At 49.0% G+C, this 25,558-nt stretch carries 28 protein-coding genes and 1 pseudogene; 14 read left to right on the forward strand and 15 right to left on the reverse strand.

Features of this window, described 5'->3' with window-relative positions:
* Positions 1–431: 431 nt before the first annotated feature.
* From AB7S66_RS04735 to AB7S66_RS04795, 13 genes and pseudogenes are all read right to left on the reverse strand, one after another.
* Positions 432–533 (reverse strand): annotated as a pseudogene (locus AB7S66_RS04735) (IS200/IS605 family transposase); the annotation flags it as partial.
* 336 nt (positions 534–869) lie between these two features.
* Positions 870–1,064 (reverse strand): hypothetical protein, encoded by a 195-nt coding sequence (locus tag AB7S66_RS04740; protein ID WP_428518312.1) that lies wholly within the window; start codon positions 1,062–1,064, stop codon positions 870–872.
* Positions 1,065–1,067: 3 nt separating this feature from the next.
* Complete coding sequence (locus AB7S66_RS04745) at positions 1,068–2,420, reverse strand: FAD-dependent oxidoreductase (protein WP_428518313.1); 1,353 nt, start codon at positions 2,418–2,420, stop codon at positions 1,068–1,070.
* Positions 2,421–2,842: 422 nt separating this feature from the next.
* On the reverse strand, positions 2,843–3,181 hold the full coding sequence (locus tag AB7S66_RS04750) for a NifB/NifX family molybdenum-iron cluster-binding protein (protein ID WP_428518314.1): 339 nt from the start codon (positions 3,179–3,181) through the stop codon (positions 2,843–2,845).
* Between the two features lie 77 nt (positions 3,182–3,258).
* A complete protein-coding gene (locus AB7S66_RS04755) occupies positions 3,259–3,459 on the reverse strand; it encodes a hypothetical protein (RefSeq protein WP_428518315.1) in 201 nt (66 codons plus the stop codon).
* An 88-nt stretch (positions 3,460–3,547) separates the two neighbouring features.
* Positions 3,548–4,507, reverse strand: a complete 960-nt coding sequence (locus AB7S66_RS04760) for an ATP-binding protein (RefSeq protein WP_428518316.1) — start codon at positions 4,505–4,507, stop codon at positions 3,548–3,550.
* Positions 4,504–5,379 carry an ATP-binding protein gene (locus tag AB7S66_RS04765; protein ID WP_428518317.1) on the reverse strand — a complete coding sequence of 292 codons (876 nt, stop codon included), beginning with the start codon at positions 5,377–5,379 and terminating at the stop codon, positions 4,504–4,506. Before AB7S66_RS04765 ends, AB7S66_RS04760 begins: the two co-directional genes overlap by 4 nt.
* Before the next feature lie 138 nt (positions 5,380–5,517).
* Positions 5,518–5,844: a DUF5320 domain-containing protein gene (locus AB7S66_RS04770; RefSeq protein WP_428518318.1), complete on the reverse strand. Its 327-nt coding sequence runs from the start codon at positions 5,842–5,844 to the stop codon at positions 5,518–5,520.
* A gap of 4 nt (positions 5,845–5,848) precedes the next feature.
* The gene (locus tag AB7S66_RS04775) at positions 5,849–6,304 is read right to left on the reverse strand and encodes a DUF134 domain-containing protein (RefSeq protein ID WP_428518319.1); all 456 of its coding nucleotides are present in this window, start codon (positions 6,302–6,304) and stop codon (positions 5,849–5,851) included.
* Positions 6,305–6,941: 637 nt separating this feature from the next.
* Complete coding sequence (gene pheT / locus AB7S66_RS04780; protein WP_428518320.1) at positions 6,942–8,636, reverse strand: phenylalanine--tRNA ligase subunit beta; 1,695 nt, start codon at positions 8,634–8,636, stop codon at positions 6,942–6,944.
* Complete coding sequence (locus AB7S66_RS04785; protein WP_428518321.1) at positions 8,636–10,174, reverse strand: phenylalanine--tRNA ligase subunit alpha; 1,539 nt, start codon at positions 10,172–10,174, stop codon at positions 8,636–8,638. The genes pheT and AB7S66_RS04785 overlap by 1 nt, the downstream gene beginning before the upstream one ends.
* 87 nt (positions 10,175–10,261) lie before the next feature.
* Positions 10,262–12,247 (reverse strand): alpha-ketoacid dehydrogenase subunit alpha/beta, encoded by a 1,986-nt coding sequence (locus AB7S66_RS04790; RefSeq protein ID WP_428518322.1) that lies wholly within the window; start codon positions 12,245–12,247, stop codon positions 10,262–10,264.
* A 76-nt stretch (positions 12,248–12,323) separates the two neighbouring features.
* Positions 12,324–12,839 carry a flavin reductase gene (locus tag AB7S66_RS04795; protein WP_428518323.1) on the reverse strand — a complete coding sequence of 172 codons (516 nt, stop codon included), beginning with the start codon at positions 12,837–12,839 and terminating at the stop codon, positions 12,324–12,326.
* Between the two features lie 188 nt (positions 12,840–13,027).
* On the opposite strand from AB7S66_RS04795, the gene hpt reads away from it, so the two are divergent.
* The 12 genes from hpt to AB7S66_RS04855 all read left to right on the forward strand — a co-directional run bounded on the left by hpt (position 13,028) and on the right by AB7S66_RS04855 (position 21,291).
* Entirely contained in the window at positions 13,028–13,585 is a 558-nt protein-coding gene (gene hpt, locus AB7S66_RS04800) for a hypoxanthine phosphoribosyltransferase (RefSeq protein WP_428518324.1), read from the forward strand.
* Positions 13,586–13,599: 14 nt separating this feature from the next.
* A complete protein-coding gene (locus AB7S66_RS04805) occupies positions 13,600–14,160 on the forward strand; it encodes a phosphoribosyltransferase (protein ID WP_428518325.1) in 561 nt (186 codons plus the stop codon).
* Positions 14,157–15,428 carry an adenylosuccinate synthase gene (locus AB7S66_RS04810; RefSeq protein ID WP_428518326.1) on the forward strand — a complete coding sequence of 424 codons (1,272 nt, stop codon included), beginning with the start codon at positions 14,157–14,159 and terminating at the stop codon, positions 15,426–15,428. The genes AB7S66_RS04805 and AB7S66_RS04810 overlap by 4 nt, the downstream gene beginning before the upstream one ends.
* Positions 15,429–15,601: 173 nt before the next feature.
* Positions 15,602–15,856 (forward strand): DUF5320 domain-containing protein, encoded by a 255-nt coding sequence (locus tag AB7S66_RS04815; RefSeq protein ID WP_428518327.1) that lies wholly within the window; start codon positions 15,602–15,604, stop codon positions 15,854–15,856.
* Positions 15,857–15,864: 8 nt separating this feature from the next.
* Positions 15,865–16,248, forward strand: coding sequence for a DUF134 domain-containing protein (locus AB7S66_RS04820; protein WP_428518328.1), 384 nt, complete (start codon positions 15,865–15,867; stop codon positions 16,246–16,248).
* Complete coding sequence (locus tag AB7S66_RS04825) at positions 16,245–16,607, forward strand: NifB/NifX family molybdenum-iron cluster-binding protein (RefSeq protein WP_428518329.1); 363 nt, start codon at positions 16,245–16,247, stop codon at positions 16,605–16,607. Before AB7S66_RS04820 ends, AB7S66_RS04825 begins: the two co-directional genes overlap by 4 nt.
* Positions 16,597–17,481, forward strand: coding sequence for an ATP-binding protein (locus tag AB7S66_RS04830; RefSeq protein ID WP_428518330.1), 885 nt, complete (start codon positions 16,597–16,599; stop codon positions 17,479–17,481). The genes AB7S66_RS04825 and AB7S66_RS04830 overlap by 11 nt, the downstream gene beginning before the upstream one ends.
* Positions 17,478–18,317, forward strand: a complete 840-nt coding sequence (locus tag AB7S66_RS04835) for an MBL fold metallo-hydrolase (protein ID WP_428518331.1) — start codon at positions 17,478–17,480, stop codon at positions 18,315–18,317. Before AB7S66_RS04830 ends, AB7S66_RS04835 begins: the two co-directional genes overlap by 4 nt.
* A 4-nt stretch (positions 18,318–18,321) precedes the next feature.
* Complete coding sequence (locus tag AB7S66_RS04840; RefSeq protein ID WP_428518332.1) at positions 18,322–19,104, forward strand: P-loop NTPase; 783 nt, start codon at positions 18,322–18,324, stop codon at positions 19,102–19,104.
* A 3-nt stretch (positions 19,105–19,107) separates the two neighbouring features.
* Positions 19,108–19,467 (forward strand): NifB/NifX family molybdenum-iron cluster-binding protein, encoded by a 360-nt coding sequence (locus AB7S66_RS04845; protein WP_428518333.1) that lies wholly within the window; start codon positions 19,108–19,110, stop codon positions 19,465–19,467.
* Positions 19,468–19,598: 131 nt separating this feature from the next.
* The gene (locus AB7S66_RS04850) at positions 19,599–20,966 is read left to right on the forward strand and encodes an MFS transporter (RefSeq protein WP_428518334.1); all 1,368 of its coding nucleotides are present in this window, start codon (positions 19,599–19,601) and stop codon (positions 20,964–20,966) included.
* Positions 20,947–21,291, forward strand: coding sequence for a TraR/DksA family transcriptional regulator (locus AB7S66_RS04855; RefSeq protein WP_428518335.1), 345 nt, complete (start codon positions 20,947–20,949; stop codon positions 21,289–21,291). The genes AB7S66_RS04850 and AB7S66_RS04855 overlap by 20 nt, the downstream gene beginning before the upstream one ends.
* On the opposite strand, the gene AB7S66_RS04860 is transcribed toward AB7S66_RS04855, so the two are convergent.
* A complete protein-coding gene (locus AB7S66_RS04860; protein WP_428518336.1) occupies positions 21,288–22,127 on the reverse strand; it encodes a histidinol-phosphatase in 840 nt (279 codons plus the stop codon). The two genes, AB7S66_RS04855 and AB7S66_RS04860, sit on opposite strands and share 4 nt — an antisense overlap.
* Positions 22,128–22,427: 300 nt before the next feature.
* On the opposite strand from AB7S66_RS04860, the gene AB7S66_RS04865 reads away from it, so the two are divergent.
* Positions 22,428–23,501 (forward strand): extracellular solute-binding protein, encoded by a 1,074-nt coding sequence (locus AB7S66_RS04865; protein ID WP_428518337.1) that lies wholly within the window; start codon positions 22,428–22,430, stop codon positions 23,499–23,501.
* Between the two features lie 47 nt (positions 23,502–23,548).
* Complete coding sequence (gene purB / locus AB7S66_RS04870; protein WP_428518338.1) at positions 23,549–24,952, forward strand: adenylosuccinate lyase; 1,404 nt, start codon at positions 23,549–23,551, stop codon at positions 24,950–24,952.
* Here purB and AB7S66_RS04875 read toward each other — a convergent pair.
* A partial coding sequence (locus tag AB7S66_RS04875) for a YqaA family protein (RefSeq protein WP_428518339.1) occupies positions 24,942–25,558 on the reverse strand: 617 nt, incomplete at its 5' end. The two genes, purB and AB7S66_RS04875, sit on opposite strands and share 11 nt — an antisense overlap.

Raw genomic sequence — 25,558 nt, forward strand, 5'->3', positions numbered from 1 at the left:
GGCTCTTGCTTTGCTTGCAATATAAGAAAACTAGAACAAGTTCCCTTCTTCATTACAATTAAAATCTGAAGGAATCTCGAGTACTTCTAATGCATCATTACCATGAACACAATCCAACATTGATTCAGACACAAGGATTGTATCTATCTCACGGGTATTATTTATTCGAATTATTCGTATTCTCGAAGGATCATGACATATGCAAGTTGCCATTGCAACCTGGATTGCCTATTGGTGATTAGAACAAATCATTGGGATCTTCACCCCATCAAGGACAGTATTGGTACGTGCATTTATATACATACTGTGAAGATCAGAGCACTCTAACAACCTTCGAGTTGTGATATCTGCCAATTTTATGCCGTAGCAATTTCCGTGGGAAGCTTTACTGATGTCCAAAACAACCAATTTTAGAGCAATAACTTTTTGATTCGCATAGAATTATAAATTACCTTTTTCCTATACTTTGATGTAAACACAACGTGATATCTGTACACCCATTACGTGTGGGTAAATGATTCCTTAGGAGCCATGTCTCACTCACCTTTTCCTTATGGCTTTTGGGCTGAACTCCAAAACCTCAACACGAAGGTGAGTGTTTTTGTATAACAAACCGTTTCCGCACCCGCATGGCGGGTGGTTTTATGTTTCGTACGCTTCGCGTATTCAACTGCCTAAAGACATCAAAGAAAGTTTTGAGCCAATTTTACAATTGGCTCAAAGATGTAATGTTTTATGGCATCATTTAGATACTTGCTGGGAATTGGATTGTTTACAACGCGTCTTCTCGATAGCCTGGCTACCCAAACTGTCTCTTGTTGCATTTATCATGTGCTATGTTGGTAGTAGAACCTGCTGAAGGCATTTGATCATACGAGAGTCTCGTCGATAACTCCGTCCTGTCTCATATTATCGGGGTGGGGTATGCCTGCTTCTTCCATCTGGTAGCGGACACACTCACGCCAGTGCTTTTTGCAGTAATAGTCTACATACCTTTCAGGGAGTAGTCCCCGTTCATAGAATCTACGCATGGGGCAGACTGCATACCATTTGCACTGTTCCATAGACTACCATCCTTGTTTCTCTCTTATATCTTCTGCGGCCAGGACAATGATATTCGCAGCAGGATAAAAAGATTGATGAGGCTGAGATGCATAACTAAGGGCAGAGAGTTCTTCAATCGTGGTCTCTTTCTGTATGGAAAACGTAAGCAGGTCTATCCGGCCAACAACAGATTCTCCGCTGACTATCTGAGCACCGAGAATTCGATGTGTCTTGCTATCAGCAACGATTTTCATTCGTTTTTTCTTGGCTTCCGGCATAATGGGAAATTTGGTAGTCACCTGACTGTACCCACACACTACATCATACCCCAATTTACGTGCAGCAGTCTCCGAAAGTCCGGTACCACCAATGAAATACTTTCCGACTTTGGTAGCTGCACCATTATAGAACCCTGGATACGTCCGTTTCTGTCCAAGCAGATTCAATCCCAAGATTTTGGCCATAGGCACAGCATTGGTAGCAAGCTTTCCAGACAACGACTTACCGGTAATTCCACTGATGTACTCTACACAATCGCCCACAGCATAGACGTCCTCCATACTGGTCTGCATAACTTCATCCACAATGATGCCATCTTTTCCCAGCCTGATAGAGCTTCCTTCCACGAGGGACAAATCTGGCTTCATCCCTGCTGCAAACAACACCACCCCGCCCAGTGTATCACTTTCACTCGGTTCAAAATCGATCTGCTCACCGTTGTCGAGTACAACTGATTTTACAAAGTCATTTCCTATGAGTTCATTTACCCGTCGATTGAGATGTAGCTGTATTGACTGATTCTCGAGCTCTCGTGCAAGCTCCCCGGCCATATCTTCATCAACAAGGTTAGGAAGGACCGATGGGGCCATATCAACCAGATCAACTACCACATCCCTGAAACTCAGGGCTTGGGCCAGTTCTATTCCGATTGCACCGGCTCCAACGACTACAGCATGTTTCAGCCCCTTTTCGACAAGATCTTCTATCCACTCTAGATCTTTTTGTGTCTTAAAGGTACCCACTCCCTTGAGCATGCTTCCCTTGATGGGCGGGATGAATGGGGTAGCCCCTGTTGCAAGCACCAATTTATTATAAGATATGCTACTATCATCTTGAAAAACAACAATTTTCTGATCATAATCAATTTTCTTGACCGTGTTCCGAATAAGTGTAGCACCCGTGTCCTCAACAAGCTTGTCACTTTTGAATGTAGCTTCGGTGGTAATAAGACCTTCGATGGCATACGGCATAGCACAATAGATCATACTGTAGTCTTCTGGCCTGATGATTGCCGTTGAAAAGGTCTTGCCCAACAACTTGGCAAGGGTGATCCCGGCGGGTCCGCCGCCGATCACAACGATATCATAAGTGTTCATAGGTACTGTTTCCTTCTGTTATTGTATCAAATCTTACCCCAACGGGCGTAACATCGACCCAACAAGAATGGGTACTGATTCGTCTATCTACCCTCTCTTATTGTTCCAATCTAATCAATGATACAGACGAGTTTTTTCTTTATACGCTCTAGATACTGCCTGCATATATTCAGAGGACTGCAACCAGCACCCCATAATGAATCAACACAAGCACTAAAAGCTCTGCATTTCCAATTTTTACGTGATTATTGTCACCAGCATCTGACCCTGCAGTATCCGATGGTCTCTTGAGGAGAGTAACCGTGGTATTGGTACTTTCATACATCACATACCCTTTCGATGCTCCGAAAGGATATGTAAGGAGACCTTCCCACCATCAGTTACAACAACTCTGATTGATAATGACTTATTATCCCCGGGACTTATGCTTTTCTAAGAGCGTCTCTCTTATAGGCATCATATGCTTGTTGCACAGTCATCTCACCGGCACCGATGTATACCGCGATACCCATACTTTTCAGTACTGCATTCGCATTTCCCCCAGGGCCATTCCCGGTGATCAACACATCGGCTTTAAACTCACTGAGCTTCTGAGCCGTCTTGGGACCTGCCCCATGTGCTTCTGATTCGATTGCACGGTTATCAAATACTTCAAGTTCTTTCGTGGTTTCATCGTAGAAAAGAAAGTATTCAGTCCGACCAAATCGTGCATCCATACGTGCATCCATCGTAGTTCCTTTTGCAGTGAAGGCTATTTTCATATCTACTCCTATAAAAAGTCAACAGTAATGTTAGGAAACTGCCAACCTTTGTTTGTTTTGCTATAGGAGCTGTCAAGTCAAGCCCCTATGACCTCCTCGACAATGAACAGACATTTGTCCCTCACCATCAAGGCTGGATTGAATGGTTCCCTGTTGTGGGGCATGGCAATGATGATTCTCGCCAATTCCCTGGTCGTTGCAATGATTGACTTGCCGGAACCCTTGCACGTCCTCATTACCCGGTAATTCAAGTCAAAAAGCAGGTTCTTTATGTCCATTGCCGCATTGGATGTCGCCGGCAAGGCTGACACCTTCTGTGTACGGGTGGATCAAAGAAGCTTAAAACCAGGGTTCACCCACCTTCCATCATGACGGTTCCTCTTCCTCCATTGTTCCCCTGATGGGTGAAGATTCCTCGCTGTCCTTGATGGAATGCAAAGGTGCCCCCTTTGCATTATCTATATTCCCTAATATTTTATTCCAGCTTTTGCTGAGAAGGGTTCCAATTTTTTGGGAATATTCAATTACCGTCTTACCCTGCGTCATTGCAGAAGTGAATTCTTCGTCGTACGGTATCTCGCCAAGCACCTCTATCCCTTCCTTTGCCAAATATGTTTTCAACGATTGCAAGATTGTGTGGTTGAGGTCTGCTTTGTTGATGATACAACCGGCATTAATGTGAAAAGTGTGCACAAGGTCATAGACCCGTTTGAGATCATGAAACCCAGAAACAGTCGGTTCGGTGACAAGTACTACATATGAAGCCCCGGAAAGTGAGGAAACAACCGGACAACCGATTCCTGGAGATCCATCGACAATGACAGCCTTTTTATTCTGCTCTTCCGCCAGTCTCTTGGCAGTCTCCTTAACCTTAGCTACAAGCTTACCAGAGTTATCTGCACCGATTCCAAGTCGGGCATGAACCATTGTTGTACCTGTTCGTATCTGCGATATGAACAGGTTCCCTACCTCAGGATATTCAATGGAAATCGCCTGAACCGGACATACACGAGCACAATAACCACAACCTTCACAAGCAATGGGATCAATCGTGTAGCTATTCTCGGAACGTGAGATTGCATCAAAACGGCACACATCAAAACATCGTCCGCACAGGGTGCACTGATCAGGGTTGATTACACTTACATTACCGCTCTTGAATGCTTGTGTCTCAGCAAAGTCAGGAGCCATCAGCAGGTGCATATCAGCTGCATCAACATCACAATCAGCAACAATAAGATCTTTTCCCCCAAGATATGCAAAGGAGGCAGTAATGGAGGTCTTCCCTGTTCCTCCCTTTCCGGAGATGATTACTATCTCTTTCATAGTTCCTGTTCCTTATTTGTATTCTTCAACTGTCCTACCATCCGATACAGGGTCTCGACTGCAGAACGTACAGAATCAATAGTGGGATACAGAAGTTCACCTTTCGAATAGGTTTCCGCTATGAGACGGCTGTTTTCTATTGCAGCAGCAATCTTGATACCCTCGCTTTTACAGTAATCCCTGACATCACTATTACCTATCCCTTCACGATTAATGACAACGGCAAAGGGTTTGTTAAGTTTACGAACGGTATCCACCGCGAGTTTCAGGTCATGCAGGCCAAAGGGAGTCGGTTCGGTGACAAGAACGACAAAATCAGCTTCCCTGATGGATTCTATCACCGGGCAGCTCGTTCCCGGCGGGCAATCGTAGATCTTGATGACATCCTCTGTGAATTGCTCTTTTACAAACTTGAGTGTTTGCTTGATGAGAGGAACGGCCTGCTCCTCTCCTATGTTGAGCCGACTTTCCACGAAATGGAGATGATTGGACTCATACATTCTCAGTTCACCCATCGGCTTAGCAGTCATGGGCAACGATGCAGCCGGACAGAGCTCCGAACATGCGTAGCAACTATGACACAGCTCAGGAAACACCATAATTTGTGAACCCATTTTTATGATTGCATTGAAATTACACACTTCCTGGCACTTTCCACAGAGCGTACAGGTAGAGGAATCCCAAGTAGGAATCATCTTATACGTTGTGTGTTGATGGACCAACTTGGCATTGATAAATAACCCTGAATTAGGTTCTTCAACATCCAAATCGGTCAAAACACATGATTTTTGTTCTGCGATATATGAAGCGAGATTCGTGGAAAGCGTAGTTTTTCCAGTCCCACCCTTTCCACTTGCTATAGCTATATTCATAGAAATTCCTGTTGTGCATCTAATGGCAATGAACTCCCTGCATGCACCCTTTGCATTCAAGCATAAAACAACAACTCAAGACGTCTGTGCGTTTATTCAAACAACAATGAACCGAACAGAGGCATACATCCGAGAACCTTATGCCTCTTTGTCCTTCATGGTTAATTTCTGCCCTAGTGCTTTTACCTGATCCTTCAGTACGGCAATTTCTCGTTCAAGAAACTGTTTCTCTGAGTTCTGGTCATCAGCGAATGTATCTGAATGGGAAACTCCATCGTAATTGCGACGATACCCAGCCCCTGTGCCTCGGCCTATACCCGAACCACGTCTGCCGAATAATCTTGGGGACTCTTTATCATTACCGCTATTCATGTAGCCGGGTCGTCCCGAACCACTGCAATAACCAGCTTTTCTTCCTGTCATGGGACCTGATCCATTAGGACCTTTCCTATCTCCTCTTGGCATGCTCTTATCTCCTATTATCTTGGTTATATTCACGGCAACATCGGCCGTGTCCGAATCCACCGGCCAAATCGATCAGATCACCAGATCCACAAGCCGGACATATGGTAAAGTCATCATCAAATTGTATATTGAACATATGACCACAAGTCTTACATCGAATCACATTCCCATGAAAGTGGATATTTCCACCTCCGATGTGGAGAAGTCTTCCCTCAACGACAAACTGAGCAATTTTCTTTCTTGCCTGTTCAATCAGCCGCGTGAAGGTCGACCGTGATATTCCCATCTCATTAGCTGCTTCAGCGTGATCCATTTCATTGTAATCAGCCAAACGTATCGCTTCAAACTCATCAAGTTCAAGGGATATACAGGAAAGGCCTCTTGCTTGGACACCTTGGGGCTTGAAGTCGGCGTAAAGTGGGGGTTGATACACAATACGTTCTTTCTTTGGTCTCGCCATAGCCTCTCCTTTCAGTAATCATAATGCACATATGTGCAGTAAAGGTCAAGTATCTTATTGCAGATCATCTTTTTTTCTGGGGGGGGAATTCTCACATCCAAAACATTTCTTGCATAGGGTAGCCCTGCATGGACAGCTCAAGGGAAATGGAGAAGGCTGCACCTGCCACCAATGTAACCCCAAACACATACAGAAGATTGCCAATGTCACTACTGAGGGGGACTATAACGGAGGGTACTCTTTCCAACGGAAGGACGGCAGGCCTGGGCAGGTGATGGTGGCAACCAGGGACCCACAAGGCATATGCGTTTGAACAGTTGATCAGTAAATTCGTAAACTCCCTGGTCATGGAGATGCACAAGGTCGCATCATCAAGAGCCGTGCAAGAGGATTCAGGAACATATGGTGTATTGCATACTTGGCATCTTTTACCCCTACAGCTCCGTACAGCCTCCGGTTTCCTCCAGATTTCACCTCACCGTGGAGACTCTTGCCCTTGGGTCTGTACTAGGCGCCATTACCAGCATGTGGGGTTTTCACCCTTGAGAAAAAATACGCATACCAGACGCACAAAAAAGGCCGCAGCACTAAAAACGGCTGCAGCACGCTTCTCTACGCTATTCATCTTGGATGGTTGTCAGCTCAACAGCATATCCAGGTCCACCTCACAGGCAATGGTGGGAGTTTCACTTCCCCAGTTCTCCAGAACTGCAGGATGGATTTCTCCAAATACCCCTACCTCTTGTTCGCCTAGCATAATCCTGGCACAACGTCCTTCGATGAACCGGCCATCGCCTTCCAAGGCTGCAAGTTGATACTCCTTGCCGAGGAAGTAGAACAGGGTGTTCACAATCGAGGAGACCTCGTTGTAGCCCATCACACTGTCACTGGCAAGGAAACCGAGACTATTACGGGTTGTGGTCCCACTGTTCTCATTCTCATCGCGGAAAGCAATCTTGCCCACTTCGAAGATCTTGTGCGGGAAAGGAGCATGGGCGCTGACGCTCTCACTCTCCAACAGGGAAGGAATGACCGAGGGGCGCACCACCTCATAGTTCTCACTCATTGGATTGGAGATGAAGATGCATTTTTCAGCAGGGAACTGCATGTTGTCCACGTATTCCCGCCTGGAACCAAGATAGTTGTACATCATCTCCTGGAATCCAAGACCCACCATCAAGTCCTTGACCTTTCGGCCCAACTCTTCAGCTGGGCTGAGTCGTCCAACCGTGAAATCCTGAGGCATCTCAGGCTGGAAGTTTCCCAGCCCATAACCGATCATGATATCCTCGATCAGGTCGACCGGATGCAGGAAGTCATTTCTCCATTCGGGGACGGTTGCCCAGATGGTATCCTCATCATAGACTGCATAAATACCCATCCGCTTAAGCGCGGCAACTGCATCATCTCCACTCATCGGCTCACCAAGGGTCTTATGGACCTGGCTGAGCGTGCAGGAGATGGGTTCCTGGAAGTAGTAGGGAACGGTAATTTCCCTTCCAAACTCTGTCTCCTCAGGGAAAGAGACCTTCACGGGAAGAATCTCATACCCCAGGTCGGACATATCACAGGCAAGGATGGAGGCTGCAAGCAAGAGATCGCGGAGGTCTGATCCACTGAGCTCAAGGAACAGGTTCTCGTCCCCTACCTCAACAGCTCCGATATGGGCGCTGTTTATGACAGGTGGGAAGCTGAGCGTCTCTCCCTTGTCGTCATGCAGATAGGGAAACACCTTGCTGTCGCTTACAATCGGACCATACTCCCTGCCCTTGGGGTGTTCACTGCAGATCTCCCTCAGGGTGAGTTCCTTATCCATTCCAAGCGGTATGAATTTAGTGGTATCAGGGTCTGCCCCACGATAATGTACCGGGTAGGTGATCAGATCGGAGCGATAGATCCCAATTGCAATCGTCTTGCGTTTTCTCCCAAAGTTGGAACAGAGCTTTTCCTGGCTCTGGATCAATGCTTCGAGTTCATCCTCACTCACCTTGTGCCCTTTTGCAGCAAAGCCAATTGAGTACGGCCTTACTTCCTTCACTGAGGCATCTACGATGAGCTCTCTTCCCTCGCTGTCAAAGGTCTCATCAGCGGTAGAGAAAAAATCGTAGAGTGGGGCCTCCACCCCCCAGTATGCTTTGAGCTGACGTGCAATACCGGCGGCAGACCAGAGGTCAGGACGGTTGGTGTCGTTCAGCTCAATTTTCAGCAGGTCATCCTCATGACCATCCAGTTCAGCTTTTGCAACGGGGAAAATCTCTTCCAGTTGCTCATCATCTATAGTTTTTCCTAGCAAGTTGTAGAACAACTTGCCGGTAGTCTCAATCTTTGGCATTAGTTTCCCCTCCTCATACGTACCGACTCGATGTTCGGAGTAAAGAGCTCCCTGAGGTCGTTCAATCCCAGGTGCATCAAGGCCATTCGGTCAATACCGAGTCCCCATGCGAGTACCGGCACGTCAATACCGAGTGCCTTGGTAACCTCGGGGCGGAAAATCCCACTACCACCAAGCTCGAACCATCCCAACACAGGATGCTTGATATGCACCTCGATGGAGGGTTCTGTGAAGGGGAAGTAGCCAGGGACGTATTTCACTTCCTCGGCTCCAGCAATCTCCTCAGCAAACATCTTCAGCAAACCCAACAGCGTTTTCAGATTGACATCATTGCCCAGAACAATGCCCTCTGTCTGGTAGAAATCAGCGCCGTGGGTTGCATCAACCTGGTCATAACGGAAACAGCGGGCAACACCAAAATACTTGCCTGGAATCCTGGCCTTGGGCAGCTGGCGTGCACTGAGAACCGTCCCTTGACTGCGCAGCACCTGACGACGGGTGAATTCATGGTCAAAGCGGTAGCGCCAACCACGGCTACCGGTCTCCCAGCCATTCTCGTGGGTCTTGGCAACCTGGCTGAGCCAAGGTTCCTCGATCTCCTTGCAATGAACCGGGTCCTTCACATAATACACATCGTGGATGTCACGCGCACTATGGAACTGTGGCATGAACAGGGCATCGCCGTTCCAGAACTCATTCTCCACGAGAGAACCATCGAATTCCTCAAAGCCGAGACTACAGAGCTTGTCCTTGACCCACTGCAGATAGTTGCCGTATGGATTGTGCCGACCTGGGATCAAGCGACTGGTGGGGGCATTCAAACCGTAGGGGCGGAAGCTTCCGGTTTTCCAACTTCCGCTAGCAAGCATCTCCGGGGTAAGGGAGCCAAGCTCTTCCCCAGTGATGTTTGCCTTCAGGACCGCTTCCTTGGCCTGTGAGCCTTCTTCAGTCAACTCGTATACGATATCTTCCCGTTCAATGACCTTGAAGGGAGAGGAGGCAGCTCCGCGTTTCTTCGCGATTTTGCCCATTGCTTTCTTCTCATCTGCATCCAATGCAGACTCATCAAGAGCCCCCTGCAAGCCTTTCTGCAGGAGATTGGCGGTAAGAAGGAACTCATCACCAAGCTCATCAGCGATGGATTGAGCCTTGTTTTCGTCATTCATTTGTGCACAACGGGCCTTTGATAGCTGACCGAAGGCTGAACCCACTTCACTCTTTTCCAGTCCCAGGGCTGAGGCGATCTCAGGAAGTGCATGAGGTCCCTCAGCCTTGATAAATGCAAAGATACGCTGGGCGGGAGTCCCTTTCTCTGCTTGCTCCCTTCCGAATTCTGTCAATTCATACAAGACGCGAGTTTCGCGACTCTTCTCGACCAGATAGCCCTTTGCGCTCAACCAGCTGAACGCCTGGTTGCACTGCCCCACCTTGTAGCCAAGCTCGTCCACGATGCGGCCGGCGGTAATGGGTTCACCCATTGCCACATGTCTCAGTAGGCGGACTTCCAGCGGATGCAGGTTCTTTACATCAATTTCCATGCTATTCTTACTCCTGTACATGAGCGCCGCAGAGATCTGCGGCGCAAGTGGTTACTATCTTAGCGGTATCAGGGAAAAAAGGAAAGGCTACAGCGAGGAGAAAAGTGAGCGAACGGCAGCAACCACATCTTCCTTGGAGGGAATTATCTCTTTTTCCAGCTCAGGGGCAAAGGGAACCGGACTCTCTTTCCCGCACAATCGCAGGGGAGGTACCTTCAGTGATGCAAAACTCTTGGCGTCGCTGGTCACCTGGGAAACAACCTCGGCTCCATAGCCACCGAACTCAGGGCTATCGTGCACAACCAAGAGCCTTCCAGTTTTTTGTACTGACTGACGGATGGCATTTCCATCCATAGGCTTGATGGTAGCCAGATCAATGACTTCAGTGTCGATTTCATCCTGCAGGCTCAACACTGTTGCAGCCTCGAGACATGTCTGTACTGCATGACTATAGGCAACGATGGTTACATCACGCCCTCGCTTCTTGAATACCGCTTTCCCAATTGGCATAAGATATTCTTCATCGCCTACCGGGCCAAGATTGTTGTAAAGATGCTTGTGTTCGAAATAGAGTACTGGATTGTTGCTCCTGATGGCACTCTTGAGCAGGGCTTTTGCATCCCCAGGACATGAGGGAGCTACAATGATAAGACCTGGTATATTTGCAAACATTGCCTCCAGGCATTGGGTGTGCTGGGCACCGTGGCCGGTCCCACTCCCAATGGGAGCCCTCAGGACCATCGGACAGGAGAGCTGTCCACCACTCATGAAGCGAATCTTCGCAGCATGGTTTATCATGGGATCACTCGCTAATGTGGAAAAATCCCCGTACATGATTTCCACTACTGGACGAATTCCAAGCATGGCTGCACCGACGGCAAGCCCCGTGAACGCTTCCTCACTGACAGGTGTTTCATGCATCTGCTGGGCATGTTTCTTATAGAGATCCCCCGTCACATGAAAACACCCTCCGTAGAGACCGATATCCTCTCCAATGAGATGGACCGCCTTGTCACGGGACATCTCCTCATCAAGCGCATCCCTGATCGCATCCCGATAGCTGATGCGGCTGGTGGTCTTGCAGACCTTGTACACTTCCTCATCCTCTTCTGTAAAGAGGTACTCCATCGCCTTCTCAAGGCTGATATGCTGATCGCGTACAGAGAACGCATCACGGCCCGCATCATCCACGCGTTTACGACTTTCCAGAATAATGCGGGAGACTTCCTCCTCACTGAACAATCCACTCTCTACCATGGAACGGGTAAAGAGGAAGATGGGGTCCCTGGAAGCCCACAGAGCCTCTTCCTTGCGGTCACGATACACACAGGCATCGCTTTTTGAGTGCCCACAGCAACGGTACGTCTTGAGTTCCAAAAAATACGGTTTGGAAGTGGCACGGATGGTTTCCACTGCAAGTCTGCAGGCCTTGTAGACAGCCTCGACATCATTGCCATCCACTGTCGCATGGGGTATGGAATATCCTTCTGCTCTTCTGGCGATGGAGGAGGTGGAAACCATTCTCGAGGTAGCCGCACTCATGCAATAGTTGTTGTTCTCGCAAAAAAACAGGACAGGAAGAGACCAAACAGAGGCAATGTTCATACTCTCATGCAGTGCACCCCTGCTTGATGCTCCGTCCCCAAAGATGGCAACACTCAGCGCCTGGCTCTTCTGCATCTTCAAGGCAAACCCAATCCCTACAGCCAGGTTGATCCCACTGCCGACTACCGCAGAAGAACCCGCATTCCAGGTTTCTACATCAGTCATATGCATGGAACCACCGAGTCCCTTGCAGATACCATCCGAGGAACCGTACATTTCGCTGAACATACGCCTTTCACTGGTGCCCCTTGCTATGGTATGACCATGGCAACGATGCGTAGGGACAATCCAGTCGCCTGGTTGCAAAGCCAGAGCCAAACCCGCCTGACAAGCCTCCTGTCCAATGGACAGGTGGGTTGTTCCATGCATCTCTTTCTGCTTGAATAATTCGTCAATTTGTTCTTCGAAATGGCGTGAGCGCACCATAACTGAGAGCGCTTGTTGCGCCTGCTGGATAGAAAGGTCCATGAATGCTCCCCGGCAGGATATACAGTCCCGCCTTTACAAGCCGGCCGAAGCCTTGCCTTTGTATAGTCTCCCCATCCTATTGATTGGAGAGGACGCTGTCAATAAATCCTATATATACGGTATGAAGGTCGCCGCTTTGGTAGAACTCCTTGATCTCGTCAAGCAGGAATTGGTCACTCTGCATATCCATGACAGCAACTTTCGTACAAGAGAAAACCAACGAAGCTTCCTTGAAGGTTACACGCTCCCCACCCTTTGGCGAAGGAATAAATGTGGGCTGCAATCCAGTCATGCCGATCTTGTCATACTCTCGACCACTGTATTCACCACACCGAAGTAATTTCTCCTTCATCTCTGAAGGGAAGAATGAAACGGTAAATCCATCACTCTCCTCCAGGAATTGATGGGTGTAGCGGCTCTTGCGTACATAGAGGACTACAACATTTCGCCCCCAGAGCACGCCCATCGTACCCCAGGATGCTGTCATGGTGTTGAAATGTTCAGGAGTTCCCGCTGTAACCAGGAATCCATCAGTTCCGATTGCTGTAAAGGGATTCATTTGCAAAACTTCTACAGGAACATCAACATACATGCTGGCCTCCTAATCTACGCTTTTAGTGTAGCTGGACAGCAATAGTATCGTCAAGTAGCAAAAATTCTTCACACCTTTGTCCATTGGTGTCTCTCTTTTCCAACATTGACACTCCACTCTTTTTCGTATATGCCTACTAACATGCAGTACATGTTTCAACAGCCCGTCTGTTGCATTGAGGAGGCCCAATGAAAGATTCCCTCGCTATCCCTGCTTTGACAGAGGATCTCGCTCGTGTTCTCATCGATGCCGACACCATCAATAGGAGAGTCGATGAACTGGCCCGCCAGATCAGCAGTGATTACGCCGATACTGAAGATGACCTGATCCTTGTAGGGGTTCTCAAGGGATCATTCATTTTTATCGCAGATTTAGCACGGAAGCTGAATGTAAGGCATGTAGTGGACTTCATTGCCCTCTCTTCCTACCAAGGAGACCACAGCGGGAATGTCCGCCTCTTGATGGATACCAGAGAGAATATGGAAAACAAGCATGTCCTGATCATCGAAGACATACTTGACAGTGGGAATACCCTGGACTATCTCATCCGAAACTTCAAAACAAGAAATCCCAAGTCTGTGAAAACTGCAGTCCTTTTGGATAAACCTGACAGACATATCCTGCCTGTTGAAATCGACTACATCGGTTTCACCATCCCTGATGTCTGGGTTGTTGGATACGGTCTGGATTACAATGAAAAATACCGGACCCTCCCCTACATCGCAGAGATGTACCCACAAGCCTAACCAAGGAGAGAGAAATGGACGACAACAAGTTCTATGTCAGTTACAATTCGGTGCATAAACTGGTGAAGAAACTCAGTAAAGAGTTGCTTGAATCAGGGTATGACCCCGATGTAATCGTTGCAATCGGAAGCGGAGGTTACATCCCTGCAAGAATTATCAAGACCTTCATAAATCGTCCGATTTATGCTGTGGGAATTTCCTATTACGGTATCGACAAGAAACACAAGGACCACCCTACAAAAATCCAATGGATCGATGAGGTACAGTCCCAGTTGGTTGGCAAGAAGGTGCTCCTCATCGATGAGGTAGATGATACACGAGCCACCTTGGCATACTGCATTGGTGAGTTGCTGAAGTACAAGCCCGAGGAAATCGCTGTCCTGGTTCTCCATAACAAGAACAAGGAAAAGGATGTTGAGTTCCCTGTGGAGATCAAGCGCTACTTCGCCGGCCTCAACCTGGATGATGTCTGGATCAAGTATCCCTGGGATGCTGATGACATCGATAGCCATACGGAAAAAGAGAGCCTGATGCTTGATCATCTGAAAAAAGAAGGCAAGGAGTTATACCAATGAGCAACGTTACTTCAATTGTAGGAGCCCAGTGGGGCGATGAAGGAAAAGGCCGCATCGTAGACTATTTGGCAGTGAACTCCGATTTGGTCATCCGTTTCCAAGGCGGAGACAATGCAGGACACACAGTCATCAATGACAAGGGCAAGTTCGCCCTCCATATCATCCCGTCCGGCATTTTCAACCCTAAGACCATGAACATCGTGGGAGCAGGGACTGTCGTCAACTTCGAGACCATGAGTGAAGAACTACAGACCATTACCGCCAAGGGAGTAACAGTGGACAATCTGTTCATCGATGTACGTGCCCACCTGATCATGCCATACCACCGGGCACTTGATGGTGCCCAGGAGCAATCCAAGAGTGACAAGATGCAAATCGGCACAACCAAGCGAGGTATCGGACCTTGTTACAGTGACAAGGCTACCCGTAGCGGTATCAGGGCAGCAGATCTCCTCGATGAGGACCGACTCAGGAACCGCATTGAGATGGCCCTCCCCCAGAAGAATCGAGAACTTGCCTACTTTGGCCTGAAAGAGTACACCGTTGATGAGATCATGGGGCTCTGCAACAAGTGGAAAGAGACTTACGGAGACAAGATCATCGATACCCTTCCTGTAGTACGGCAGGCGTACGAAGAGGGCCGCAAGATTCTTCTTGAAGGTCAGCTGGGTGTCATGAGAGACCTTGACTGGGGCATCTACCCCTACACCACAAGCAGCAGCCCTACCTCTGGAGGGGCCGCAATCGGAAGCGGTCTCGGACCGAGCAGGATCGATGAGGTCATTGGAGTGACCAAGGTCTACTCAACCAGTGTTGGTGGCGGTCCATTCATGACTGAACTGTTTGATGAGAATGCAGAGAAACTACGCGCCGTTGGTGGTGAATATGGTGCAACAACAGGTCGACCCCGCCGCTGCGGATGGTTTGACGCAGTTGCCACTGAATTCTCTTGCTGGATAAACGGCTTTACCTCCATCGCCCTTACCAAACTTGATGTCCTTGATGGATTTGAGAAGATCAAGGTATGTACGGGCTACCGGGTAAACGGAGAGGTCATCAACTACCTTCCCGAGACGGCCCAGCAGGAGATTGCCGAGCCGATCTATGAAGAGTACGATGGCTGGATGAGTGACACGAGTGGTGCCCGCAAGTGGGACGACCTGCCGAAGAATGCACAGATCTACTGCAAGCGGCTCGCAGAGTTGGTGGGCGCACCGATCAAGTTCATTTCAGTAGGCCCTGAGCGGGATCAGATCATCATCATGTAACTACTGGTCTTCTTGTATCATAGGCCCTTCTTACGAAGGGTCTTTTTCTTTGGATCAATGAAAAAAATGATAAAACTTTTTCAATAGTTATTGACATATGCCAATAACCTTACTATAGTAAAGATAGTTACTGACATATGTCGATAACAATCATTATACTAAGGAGGCACAATATGCCAAGAAGAAATGGAACAGGCCCTATGGGCTACGGACCAATGACTGGAAGAGGTATGGGATACTGCCGTGGCGGAGCCGGAGTCGGCTATGGCTATGGTTATGGCTTGGGACGTGGTGCAGGTTTCGGCCGAGGACTCGGCTGGGGAATGTACGCATCTCCCGTCGCTCCCATCTCCCTTGCTGAACGCAAGCGCATGCTTGAGGATGAACTCAAACAACTTGAAGCTCAGATGAAAGAGAGTAACGAATAGGAGGAGCCATGCCCCGTCCACGCAAATGGAGAAATGTCTGTTCACTTCCCCAAATCACCAAGTTCGGGCCCCTCGGGGCCCCCTTGGATGAGACCCCATCCATTATCATGACCGTTGATGAGTATGAAACCATACGCCTCATCGACCAGGAAGGATTGACCCAAGAGATGTGTGCTGGACAGATGAACGTTGCCAGGACTACTGTCCAAGGCATCTATGAAAACGCCAGAAGAAAACTGGCAGAATCACTGGTGGAGGGCAAGTTGCTCTTCATTGAGGGTGGTGAGTACCACTTGAATGACCATGGTGGTCCCCATCACTACGGCTGCGGTCGTGGATGTAGGATGGCGCATGGGCACCACCAACATAGGCAAGGAGATATACCACAATGATCGTAGCAGTACCCGCAGAAGAAAAGAGCTTGGACAGCGCCATTTGTGTATCGTTTGGACGAGCACCCATCTATTGTCTCTATGATACAGAAAAGGAGACCAGCACCTTTTTGGACAACAAAGCAGCTGAGGCCCCAGGAGAGGCAGGAATCCAAGCCGCACAATTTCTCGCTGACCAGAAGATTGACAGCCTGATCACCTTCAGCTTGGGCGAGGATGCCTCGAAAGTACTGAGTGCTGCAAACATCAGCATCCTCAAGGCACTCAACTTGAGCATAGCTGACAATATTACCAATCTTCTGGAAGGCAAGCTTACCTCCCTGAACGAGGTACATCCTGGATATCATTATGCACACTGAGGCTACCATTGCAGTTCTCAGTGGCAAGGGAGGAACAGGCAAGACCACGGTAGCCAGTGCCTTCATTAAACTCAGTGATGCAAGAGCATATGCCGACTGCGACGTGGACGTACCCAATCTCCATCTCGTGATGGGTACGTATGGGCAAGAGCAGAAGAAAGACTACATGGGACTACCCAAGGCCGTGATCGACCCAGATATGTGTATCAGTTGCAACAAGTGCTTTGAGGTATGTCGATTTGACGCCATTAAGCCGGGAAATCCGTATGAGGTGATTCCCATCGCTTGTGAAGGTTGCAACTACTGCATCCATGTCTGCCCTGTGGAAGCAATACACAGTGAGGAGGCAAAAGTCGGAGACCTGAAGTTGCTGAAGCGCAAGGATGAGGTATTCTCAACAGCAACACTGCTGATGGGCAGGGGTACTACCGGGAAACTGGTCAGTGAAGTCAAGAATCAACTGAAGGAAGTAAGCAACGAGCACGATGTTGCCATTCTCGACGGCAGCCCTGGCATAGGATGCCCGGTAACAGCCTCCTTGAGCGGGGTAAGCCTTGCTCTCATGGTTGCAGAACCCTCGGTCAGTGGGCTTGCCGATCTGAAACGTGTGCTGGCCAGTGCCAGGCAACTACAGGTACCAGTTGCTGTTATCGTAAATAAACATGATTCCAATGAATGTAAAAGTGCTGAAATAGAAGTATACTGCTATAAAGAGGGAGTACCGTTCCTTGGGAAAATACCCTACGACAAGAGGGCACTGGAAGCAATCAATAGCAATAGGACGTTGGTCGAAATGAACAGCAAGGGAGCTGAAGCAATCAAGACCATCTATGAGAAGACCTTACGATTGATGAAGGAGCGTATCCACACATGAAAATAACCACATTGGTGGAGAACACCACCAACAATGCAATGTTGGGAGCAGAACATGGATTGAGTCTCTACATCGAAGCAAGTCAGAAAACCATGCTTTTTGATATGGGAGCAAGTTCCTTGTTTGCTGAGAATGCAGAAAAACTCAATATTGATTTGAAGAAGGTTGACCTTGCCATCCTCAGCCACGGTCACTATGACCATGGAGGTGGTATCAAAACCTTCTTCAGTATAAACAGCACTGCCCCCCTGTATGCCAGGAAAGAAGCCTTCGGGCCATTTTTCTCCGAGCGAAGTGAAGGGGACTATCACTACATTGGAGTCGACCAGGATCTGCTGAGGAACAACCGCATTATCTTTACCTCAGCACTTACCCCGGTGACTGAGGGAATATTCCTGTTCAGCAAGGTGGAAGGCACCCGATTCATTCCCACGGGAAACAAGAGCCTGTTCAAGAAGGAGGGAGAGGCATATATCGTCGACCCTTTCACCCACGAACAGTACCTTGCGATTCAGGAAGGGGATGAACATATCCTGATCAGCGGTTGCTCGCACCGTGGAATCGTGAATATCCTGGAAGCCTTCCATGATGAGTTCGGTTCCTATCCCACTCGCGTAATCGGGGGATTCCACCTCTACAACCACCGCACGGGCAAGCCTGAAGATCCGGAGGTCCTGGACCAGATTGCAGCCATCCTCTTGGCAACCAAAGCAATATTTTACACCTGTCACTGTACAGGAGAAGAAAACTATACCTATCTCAAGGGGAAGATGGGGGAAGCGATTCATTACCTTGCAGGTGGAGATATCCTCGACTTCAAGGCCCATAAGGAGTAACAATATGGCACAACCTAATACAGATATGAGAGCACATTCCAAGACAGGAAGCACCATCGGTAACATCATCGCAGTTGTCAGCGGAAAGGGAGGGGTTGGGAAATCCTCGGTTACCAGCCTACTCGCTTCTGAAATGCAAAGACGTGGTCACCAGGTGGGAGTACTTGATGCAGACATCACCGGTTCCTCCATCCCAAAGATGTTCGGTATCCATAGCAGGGCTGGAGGGGAAGAAGGAAGAATCGAACCGGCGGTAAGCAAGAATGGCATCAAGATTATCTCAACAAACATGTTGTTGGATAATGAGAGTGATGCAGTCATATGGCGTGGCCCCCTGATTGCAAACACGGTCAAGCTTTTCTACACCGATGTGGATTGGAAAGAGTTGGACTATCTCTTTGTTGACATGCCCCCTGGGACAGGCGACGTCCCCTTGACGGTGTTCCAGTCCCTCCCTGTTGAAGGAATCGTCATGGTTACCTCCCCCCAGGAGTTGGTTTCCATGGTAGTGGAAAAAGCAGTGAACATGGCGCATAAAATGAATGTACCGATTCTGGGATTGGTGGAGAACCTCTCCTATTTCCTCTGCCCTGACAACCAAAAGAAATACAAGGTCTTCGGAGAAAGCCATATCGATGTGGTGGCAGAACACCACAACCTCGAGGTACTTGCCAAACTGCCCATCGACCCACTATTGAGTGAAGCGTGTGATAATGGCATGATAGAAGCATACCAAGGAGCCGATCTTAGCGGACTCTGTGACATATTGGAAGCAAGGGAGAAATAAGGAATGTTGAAAGTAGCAGTTGCAAGTGAGAACAAGAACGTATGTGGCCATTTTGGGCACTGTCAGAGCTTTGAGATCTTTGATACAGAGAACGAGAAGATCCTCAAGCATGAGAGCATGCCAAACCCTGGACATCGTCCCGGTTTTCTGCCCAACTACCTCCATGAACTGGGTGTGAACACCATTATCAGTGGTGGAATGGGTGGAGGTGCCGTGGATATCTTCAATGAACACAACATTGAGGTCATCGTTGGGGCAAAAGGGTCTGCAGAAGAAGCCGTCAAGCAGTATTTGGAAGGAAATCTTGCCTCCACAGGGAGTGTTTGCCACGAACATGCCCATCATGATGAGTGCGGTGAATAACCGGGAAGGCTTCAGGACCATACGTACTACCCTGTCTCGTGGAGGCAGGGTACTTTTTTTCATGCTTCTTGCAATTACTTGCTAATTTCTTCATACTTCTGCTTCCACCAAACAATCCCAGGAGTTTTTGCATGAAGCAAATTGAGAATACCGCAGAGGGTATTCAGCAACGTTCGTATATTTCCCGTCTACCCTTCTACTATGGATGGGTGATTCTGATCGCAGGGGCGGTTGGTGTGTTGGCAAGTATCCCTGGACAGACCATGGGTGTGTCTGTATTCACCGACCATCTTATCACCTCGCTGAATATATCCAGGGTCGGTATCTCATCTGCCTATATGGTAGGAACACTGGGAAGCAGCCTTATTATCAGCTATGCAGGAGTGCTCTTCGACCGCTATGGAGCCAGACCTGTTGCTGCCTTTGCGGCTTTCTTTCTAAGCCTATTCCTTCTGTTGCTTGTTTTCTCCAGCAACATTGCATCCCTACTCACTTCTATCGGAATTCCTTCATCGATTGCTGCATTTGCTGTAATCGGATTCGGATTTTTTGGGATAAGGTTCTTTGGGCAGGGCGTATTGACATTGGTCAGTCGTGGCATGGTGGCAAAATGGTTCAGTACCCATCGAGGGCTTGCAACCGGGTTGATGGGGATCACCACCTCTTTCGGATTCTCCTATGCACCACAACCACTGCAACACTTGATCAACCAATATGGATGGAAATCATCGCTGGGAATACTTTCAGCACTGCTCATGTTCCTATTCCTCCCCTTTATCCTCGCATTCTTTAGGAGCGACCCTGAATCATGTGGTCTGGAAATGGAGCGAGGATTACCAAAGCCGAGGAAGAACCGTTCAGCGCGTAGTGAGGATGCACACGTGGAACTGGATCTCAAGGATGCAAGAAGACACGCCGCCTTCTGGGTGATCCTCCTCTCCCTGGGCTACTGGTCCCTGTTCAATACTGCATTCACGTTCCACATCGTATCCATCTATGGGGAGTTTGGCATTGATGCAAGTCAAGCAGTCAAGATATTCCTCCCGATCTCTGTCATTTCAGTAATCTCCCGATTCCTCGGAAGTTATCTCAGTGACCGGATAGCCATCAAATATATCTACATTGTTTACGGACTTTCCCTGATCATAGCTTCAGTTGCCATGATGATGCTCCAAACCGCTGCCGGTACTGTCCTTGTAATTATCGGCTATGGAATCGGAACCGGGTTGTTTGGAATGCTCAACATCGTCACCTGGCCCAAGATCTATGGAAGGAAACACCTTGGGGCAGTGAGTGGCTTTGCCATGTCGATCATCGTGGCAGGAAGCGCAATCGGTCCTTGGGCATTCAGCATGGTGTACCGTTTCACACACTCCTACCAGGGAACCGGGGTAATCGGTCTTGCCGTCTCTTCCTTCATCATGCTTGCAATTCTCTTCATCCCCTTCTCAACTGAGAAGAATAAAAAAGGAACAACCCATGAAACAAGAAGATGTTGAGCGAATGAAAGAGCTTATTATTACCTTGCTCGCCCAGTTGAACCACCATGCAGCATTTCTTGATCAAGAGGCCCAGGCCATCGCTCCATCCTGCAGTCTCGGCCGGGTGACCAGAATGGAAGCCATCAGTGAGCAAGCGATCAGCGCACATGCCCAGTCCCTGAACCAGAAGAGAATCATTGGGCTTGAAAATGCACTGCAAAGGATAGAAAAGGGAAATTACGGTACCTGTATCCGATGCCAAGCAGAAATCCCTCTCGGGAGACTGGAATTGGTACCTGAAGCACTGCTCTGCGTACAGTGCGCCGAGAAGAAACACCGTTAGACCAGGGAAATTCGCACATTACCTGACTGTCCTCTTTCCACCCTATAGGAACAGAACTCCAGGTTGTTCTCCATTGCAATGGCGGCACATGCCTCGTATCCTTCCTTGACCAGGGATGGCTTATGGGCATCACTATTGGTCACCACCTGGAGTGGATACTCGCTTGCAATCTCCCAAAACGGTGAAAGTGGATAGGGGTGGCGCCAACCCTCATCAAGCTGGACCTTGCGCTTTCTCATCCCGTTTGCATTGATCTCCAAGGCTATATTGTTGGCGACAGCACACTCAATAATTGCCCTGCTGCACGCCTCGGCCTCAGCATCCCACTGATGGTAGTAGTACCCAAACAAGTCAGGATGGGCACCAAAGAGGAACAAGCCTGAAGAGAGCATGTCGCAGTACATATCCGTATAGGTGGCAAGATCCTTCCTGGACAGCTGGTGCCAAAACACTGAGTGCTCATGGTTCAGGTCGGTAGAAAGGTCATGGATGGCACCAATGAGGTAGTCAACTCGCTCAGACACCTCCCTATAGTACCCTTGATACCCAGGAAGATAGTCACACTCATAACCGGTGATCACAGCAAGCCCTCCAGGAGCAGTCTCTTTCGCCATCTGGCAGTCATGTTCATATGCTTCAATCTGAGAGTAGTCCATTCTGCTGCGATGCCACCGGCCGTCAGGCACCGGGCAGTGCTCACTCATGCCAAGCAAGGCGATCCCATGCTCACTTGCAGCTTGGGCATATTCTTCAACGGTACCACTACCGTGGCCACAATAAAAACTATGGGTATGGAGGTTTACCACCTCTTGGTTGTATTCTTGGTTCCGCATCATTCTTGGTCTGTAAGTATCAGAAATATATGGGGTTTGTGCAACACCCATGCATGGTAAGAAAATTTCTTATTTTAGTCGGCCAAGTGATTGACTCAGCTTCCAAAATACCCAATTATGGGGCTGAATTTCAAAGGAGGCTGCCATGCAAGCAAGCATCAAATCTTATCAGTCTCTCAGTCTCTCCACTCCAGCCTAGAATCTCCTATAGGCCTACCATGTAGGCGTAGTTTGCCACCGATCCAGGGAATGGCGTATGCTGACCTGGACGGGTAGTTATCTTTTCTTTCAGGAGGTTTTGCCATGCGCAGACCTACCACAAAACATGGTATCATCATTTTGCTGACCATCTTCAGCATGATCGCCCTTCTCGGTTGCCAGAAGTCCGAAACGAATGAATCAAGGAGCAGCAGTAAAAAGCTCTATGTCTACAACTGGTCCTACTACACTCCCGATTCAGTCATTGCCTCGTTTGAAGAGGAATTCGGTGTAGACGTAATACTCGATTACTTTGCATCCAATGAAGAGATGTTCACCAAGCTTATGGCTTCCTCTGGTGCTGGGTATGACGTCATATTCCCCAGTGGGGATTATGTTTCCATCATGAAAAATCTCGATATGCTGGAAAAAATCGACACATCCAAGATGGACAACCTGCAATACATCTCCCCGCTCGCCTTGGAAAAGGCTACCTATGATCCTACAATGGAATACTCGGTTCCCTACTACCTTGGTGCCAGTGGTATTGCCGTCAACAAGGAGATGGTCAGCGATTATGAGAAGAGCTGGAACATCTTTGCTGATGAGCGCTACAAGGACCGCATGGTGATGATGGATGATATGCGTGAGGTCATTGGTGATGCACTTGCCTACCTGGGCTATTCAGTCAACACCACAAACCCAGCCGAGCTCGAGGAAGCACGGATCCTGATCAACACCAAGTGGAAACCAAACCTGGTCAAGTTCGATGCAGAAGCGTTTGCCAAAGGCTTCGCCAGCGGTGAGTACTGGATCGCACATGGCTATGCTGAGGCAATCTTTGAGGAGCTTCAGGAATCCCAGTGGGACAATGTGGACTTCTTCCTCCCCTCTGATGGTGGACCGATGTATATTGACTCGATGTGTATCCCCAAGGGAGCCAGGAACTATGACCTTGCCCTTGAGTTCATCAATTACATCCACAAGCCGGAGAACTATGCACAGTTCCTCGACCGTTTCCACTTCCCCTCCTCGGTGAACATGGAAGCCGAGCAGTACCGCACAACCACCCCGTTCTATACCGTTGACATGCTCACCTCCTATGAGTTGAAGGATGACCTGGGAGCAAGCTTGGAAATGTACAACAAGGCGTGGGAGAGCATCCGTTATGTTGATTGACCTACTCTCTGCTTAGAGGGTACAGTCATGGGTAAGCGGAGGTCTCTATGCAAAGCTTTACCCATGACACCTACATTTCACCTTTTTCCTGGCGCTATGCAAGCGAGGAAATGCGAACCGTTTTCAGTGAGGAGCATAAGAGAAAGCTCCTCAGGAAGGTTTGGGTTGCCCTTGCAAGCGCCCAGGCAGAAGCTGGTCTGGTAAAAGCGGAACAGCTCTCTGAGTTGATCGCCCACCAGGAAGACATAGATATCGAGAGAGCCAGCGAGATTGAGGCTGAGATCCACCATGACCTTATGGCGGAGATCAAGACCTTCGCAGAACAATGCCCCAATGCTGGCCCTATCATTCATCTTGGGGCAACCAGCATGGACATCCTGGACAACATGGATGCAATGCGCCTGAAGCAGGCCATCTCCCTGATCATCGAAAAAACCAAGACGTTGCTCTCCCTCTTTGTGGAGAAGATGGAGAGTTATGCAGATACCCCTTGCATGGCCTTTACCCATATCCAACCCGCAGAACCCACCACGGTAGGCTATCGCCTAGCCCAGACTGCCCAGGACCTCAAAGAGGACCTTGAAGGGCTCTTGGCCGTACAGGCATCGATTCGTGGCAAGGGAATGAAGGGAGCTGTAGGTACCAGTGCAAGTTATACGGAGTTGCTCAAGGACCGTTCGGTGTCTGCCATGGAGATGGAACAACGGGTCATGGAAAACCTTGGACTGGAAGCGTTCACTGCTGCCACGCAGGTCTATCCCCGCAAGCAGGACTATCGAGTAGGGACAGCACTCAGTTCACTTGCCTGTACCCTTTATAAGTTCTTTATTGACTTCCGTCTGCTCCAGAGCCCACCCATCGGGGAGTGGAGTGAACCCTTCGGTGCAAAGCAGGTAGGCTCTTCAGCCATGCCGTTCAAACGAAATCCGATAAACAGCGAAAAGATCGACAGCCTCTGCAGGTATATCTCTGCGCAGAGCGAGGTACTCTGGCAGAACGCTGCATCCACCCTTCTCGAACGTACTCTCGATGACAGTGCAAACCGTCGCCTGGTGCTTCCCGATATGTTCCTTGCCATGGATGAGGTGCTTCTGACGGCCAATAAGGTGGTCAGGGAAATGCAGGTCCACCAAAGTGGCATTGCGCGCAATCTGGAAGCATACGGTATCTTTGCCGCAAGTGAACGCCTTTTGATGGAACTGGGAAGAAAAGGTGCCAACCGTCAGGAGATGCATGAACTTATCAGGGAGTACAGCCTGAAAGCTTGGGCAGAGGTACAGGAGGGCAAGCCAAACACCTTGAAAACCATGCTCACCGAGGATGAGACCATCCTCTCGTACCTATCCAAGGAAGCAGCGCTTGAGACACTTGATGCCACCCAATATATTGGGGATAGTGCCCTTCGCACCCGCATGGTAGCCCAGGAGATTGCCTCCCTGCTCAACCGATGACGATCAGGCCGGTAAAGATCAGGTAATAGATTGCCATGCGGGGGAAGCGGATAAGGCTGGCAAGCAAGAAGTGATGAACCTTCAGTTCCAGTATCCCTGCCACCGTGCAGATGGTAGAGAAAGGAAGCGGGGTCAATCCACTGATGACAATGGCCCAGATTCCATACTTGGCTATGATTTGCTCGGTATGGGTTCCTGACTGTTTGAGCACCCACTTCCTGAAGATGGGAATAAGGCCCACAAGTCTCCCAAAGAGGTAAGCGAAGAACGCTCCTGCTACCGAGCTCGCACCCATTACCAGGATAGCCAGTGCGGGATGCCACTCCATCACAAACGGCCACATCAAATCCACGGAGAGTGGTAGCACGAAGAGGTCTACGATGAATACGTAGATTGCAACACCGTGGACCCCGAAGTTCTCAATGAACTGCTGTACCACCACGTTCTGGTCCCAACCCAAGAGCCGGTAGTACCTAAGGCCAATGAAATACATCCCAAAGATGAAGAGCATCAGGAGGAAGGTACGAAGGAGAAGCTTTCGTACATCCAGCGCCCCATCCTCCTTGAGATAGGTTTCTTTCCTGAACAGGGATCTCAACCACAGGG

The sequence above is a fragment of the Sphaerochaeta sp. genome (assembly GCF_050178175.1).
GTDB lineage: Bacteria > Spirochaetota > Spirochaetia > Sphaerochaetales > Sphaerochaetaceae > Sphaerochaeta.

What these genes read in the sequence shown, in the direction of transcription:
- purB (WP_428518338.1), top strand. Translation starts at nt 23,549, where the DNA reads ATGCAAAGCTTTACCCATGACACCTACATTTCACCTTTTTCCTGGCGC.
- AB7S66_RS04750 (WP_428518314.1), bottom strand. Translation starts at nt 3,181, where the DNA reads ATGAAAATAGCCTTCACTGCAAAAGGAACTACGATGGATGCACGTATG.
- AB7S66_RS04795 (WP_428518323.1), bottom strand. Translation starts at nt 12,839, where the DNA reads ATGTATGTTGATGTTCCTGTAGAAGTTTTGCAAATGAATCCCTTTACA.
- AB7S66_RS04860 (WP_428518336.1), bottom strand. Translation starts at nt 22,127, where the DNA reads ATGATGCGGAACCAAGAATACAACCAAGAGGTGGTAAACCTCCATACC.
- AB7S66_RS04810 (WP_428518326.1), top strand. Translation starts at nt 14,157, where the DNA reads ATGAGCAACGTTACTTCAATTGTAGGAGCCCAGTGGGGCGATGAAGGA.
- AB7S66_RS04830 (WP_428518330.1), top strand. Translation starts at nt 16,597, where the DNA reads ATGCACACTGAGGCTACCATTGCAGTTCTCAGTGGCAAGGGAGGAACA.
- AB7S66_RS04850 (WP_428518334.1), top strand. Translation starts at nt 19,599, where the DNA reads ATGAAGCAAATTGAGAATACCGCAGAGGGTATTCAGCAACGTTCGTAT.
- AB7S66_RS04740 (WP_428518312.1), bottom strand. Translation starts at nt 1,064, where the DNA reads ATGGAACAGTGCAAATGGTATGCAGTCTGCCCCATGCGTAGATTCTAT.
- AB7S66_RS04760 (WP_428518316.1), bottom strand. Translation starts at nt 4,507, where the DNA reads ATGAAAGAGATAGTAATCATCTCCGGAAAGGGAGGAACAGGGAAGACC.
- pheT (WP_428518320.1), bottom strand. Translation starts at nt 8,636, where the DNA reads ATGCCAAAGATTGAGACTACCGGCAAGTTGTTCTACAACTTGCTAGGA.
- AB7S66_RS04790 (WP_428518322.1), bottom strand. Translation starts at nt 12,247, where the DNA reads ATGGACCTTTCTATCCAGCAGGCGCAACAAGCGCTCTCAGTTATGGTG.
- AB7S66_RS04755 (WP_428518315.1), bottom strand. Translation starts at nt 3,459, where the DNA reads ATGGACATAAAGAACCTGCTTTTTGACTTGAATTACCGGGTAATGAGG.
- AB7S66_RS04845 (WP_428518333.1), top strand. Translation starts at nt 19,108, where the DNA reads ATGTTGAAAGTAGCAGTTGCAAGTGAGAACAAGAACGTATGTGGCCAT.
- AB7S66_RS04825 (WP_428518329.1), top strand. Translation starts at nt 16,245, where the DNA reads ATGATCGTAGCAGTACCCGCAGAAGAAAAGAGCTTGGACAGCGCCATT.
- AB7S66_RS04865 (WP_428518337.1), top strand. Translation starts at nt 22,428, where the DNA reads ATGCGCAGACCTACCACAAAACATGGTATCATCATTTTGCTGACCATC.
- AB7S66_RS04785 (WP_428518321.1), bottom strand. Translation starts at nt 10,174, where the DNA reads ATGGAAATTGATGTAAAGAACCTGCATCCGCTGGAAGTCCGCCTACTG.
- AB7S66_RS04855 (WP_428518335.1), top strand. Translation starts at nt 20,947, where the DNA reads ATGAAACAAGAAGATGTTGAGCGAATGAAAGAGCTTATTATTACCTTG.
- AB7S66_RS04770 (WP_428518318.1), bottom strand. Translation starts at nt 5,844, where the DNA reads ATGCCAAGAGGAGATAGGAAAGGTCCTAATGGATCAGGTCCCATGACA.
- AB7S66_RS04835 (WP_428518331.1), top strand. Translation starts at nt 17,478, where the DNA reads ATGAAAATAACCACATTGGTGGAGAACACCACCAACAATGCAATGTTG.
- AB7S66_RS04840 (WP_428518332.1), top strand. Translation starts at nt 18,322, where the DNA reads ATGGCACAACCTAATACAGATATGAGAGCACATTCCAAGACAGGAAGC.
- AB7S66_RS04775 (WP_428518319.1), bottom strand. Translation starts at nt 6,304, where the DNA reads ATGGCGAGACCAAAGAAAGAACGTATTGTGTATCAACCCCCACTTTAC.
- AB7S66_RS04745 (WP_428518313.1), bottom strand. Translation starts at nt 2,420, where the DNA reads ATGAACACTTATGATATCGTTGTGATCGGCGGCGGACCCGCCGGGATC.
- hpt (WP_428518324.1), top strand. Translation starts at nt 13,028, where the DNA reads ATGAAAGATTCCCTCGCTATCCCTGCTTTGACAGAGGATCTCGCTCGT.
- AB7S66_RS04820 (WP_428518328.1), top strand. Translation starts at nt 15,865, where the DNA reads ATGCCCCGTCCACGCAAATGGAGAAATGTCTGTTCACTTCCCCAAATC.
- AB7S66_RS04815 (WP_428518327.1), top strand. Translation starts at nt 15,602, where the DNA reads ATGCCAAGAAGAAATGGAACAGGCCCTATGGGCTACGGACCAATGACT.
- AB7S66_RS04805 (WP_428518325.1), top strand. Translation starts at nt 13,600, where the DNA reads ATGGACGACAACAAGTTCTATGTCAGTTACAATTCGGTGCATAAACTG.
- AB7S66_RS04765 (WP_428518317.1), bottom strand. Translation starts at nt 5,379, where the DNA reads ATGAATATAGCTATAGCAAGTGGAAAGGGTGGGACTGGAAAAACTACG.